This is a genomic window from Streptomyces sp. KLMMK (genome assembly GCF_036961605.1).
Taxonomy (GTDB): Bacteria; Actinomycetota; Actinomycetes; order Streptomycetales; family Streptomycetaceae; genus Streptomyces; species Streptomyces telluris.
Genome location: NZ_JBAMDC010000702.1, coordinates 1 through 1,670, shown reverse-complemented (window position 1 = coordinate 1,670; position 1,670 = coordinate 1). Strand labels below are relative to the sequence as shown.

General features: G+C 74.2%; 1 protein-coding gene. It reads left to right on the top strand.

Annotated elements, in window-relative coordinates; genetic code table 11:
* Nucleotides 1–172: 172 nt before the first annotated feature.
* On the top strand, nt 173–1,670 hold a 1,498-nt coding region (gene hutH / locus V7793_RS37280; RefSeq protein WP_336014138.1), incomplete at its 3' end, for a histidine ammonia-lyase.

Sequence of the window (1,670 nt, the reverse complement as noted above, 5' to 3'; positions counted from 1 at the left end):
GACCGTGCCGGCGGCCGAGCGGCGGCGCTTCCGGGGGCGGCGGCCGTGACGGAGGCGGGAATCCCGGGCCCAATCCGGTATGCGGAACGGGCCCCTACGCGTTGTACCTGACAGGCCACTCATCGGCTATGTACAGGCAGCGATTCAGTCTCTAGGGTGCCTGAATATGGATATGCACACTGTGGTGGTGGGGACGGCCGGGACGACCGCGGAAGACGTGATCGCCGTGGCACGGGGCGCCGCGCGCGTCGTCGTATCGGAAGAAGCACTGGCCGCCGTCGCCGCGTCGCGCCGCGTCATCGACGACCTCGCCGCCAAGCCCGACCCCGTCTACGGCGTCTCCACCGGCTTCGGAGCCCTCGCCGTCCGCCACATCAGCCCCGAGCTGCGCGCCCAGCTGCAGCGCAACATCGTGCGCTCGCACGCCGCCGGCATGGGTCCGCGCGTCGAGCGCGAGGTAGTCCGCGCGCTGATGTTCCTGCGCATGAAGACCCTCGCCTCGGGCCGCACCGGCGTGCGCCCGCTCGTGGTCGAGACCATGGCGGCGATCCTCAACGCCGGCATCACCCCCGTCGTGCACGAGTACGGCTCCCTCGGCTGCTCCGGCGACCTCGCGCCGCTGTCCCACTGCGCGCTCACGCTCATGGGGGAGGGCGACGCCGAGGGCCCCGACGGCACCGTCAAGCCGGCCGGCCAGCTGCTCGCCGAGCACGGCATCGAGCCCGTGGCGCTGCGTGAGAAGGAGGGCCTGGCCCTCCTCAACGGCACCGACGGCATGCTCGGCATGCTGGTCATGGCCTGCGCCGACCTCGGCAGGCTGCTGACCTCGGCCGACGTCACCGCCGCCCTGTCGCTGGAGGCCCTGCTCGGCACCGAGAAGGTGCTCGCGCCCGAGCTGCACGCCATCCGCCCGCACCCCGGCCAGGGGGCCAGCGCCGACAACATGCTGCGCGTCCTCGCCGGCTCCGGGCTCACCGGGCACCACCAGGACGACGCGCCGCGCGTCCAGGACGCCTACTCCATCCGGTGCGCCCCGCAGGTCGCCGGCGCCGGCCGCGACACCCTCGCGCACGCCCGCCTCGTCGCCGACCGCGAGCTCGCCTCCGCCGTCGACAACCCCGTCGTGCTGCCCGACGGCCGCGTGGAGTCCAACGGCAACTTCCACGGCGCCCCGGTCGCGTACGTCCTGGACTTCCTCGCGATCGCCGCCGCCGACCTCGCCTCCATCGCCGAGCGCCGCACCGACCGGCTGCTCGACAAGAACCGCTCGCACGGCCTGCCGCCCTTCCTGGCGGGCGACGCGGGCGTCGACTCCGGCCTGATGATCGCGCAGTACACGCAGGCCGCCCTGGTCAGCGAGATGAAGCGGCTGGCCGTCCCCGCTTCGGTGGACTCCATCCCGTCCTCCGCGATGCAGGAGGACCACGTCTCCATGGGCTGGTCGGCGGCGCGCAAGCTGCGCACCGCCCTGGACGCGCTCGCGCGCGTCATCGCCGTCGAGCTGGTCGCCGCGACCCGGGCCGTCGAGCTGCGCGAGGGCCTGACGCCGGCCCCCGCCACGCAGGCGGTGCTGAAGGCCGTGCGCGCCGCGGGCGTCGAGGGCCCCGGCGAGGACCGCTTCCTCGCCCCGGACCTGGCCCGGGCGGAGGAGTTCGTACGGGCCGGGAAGC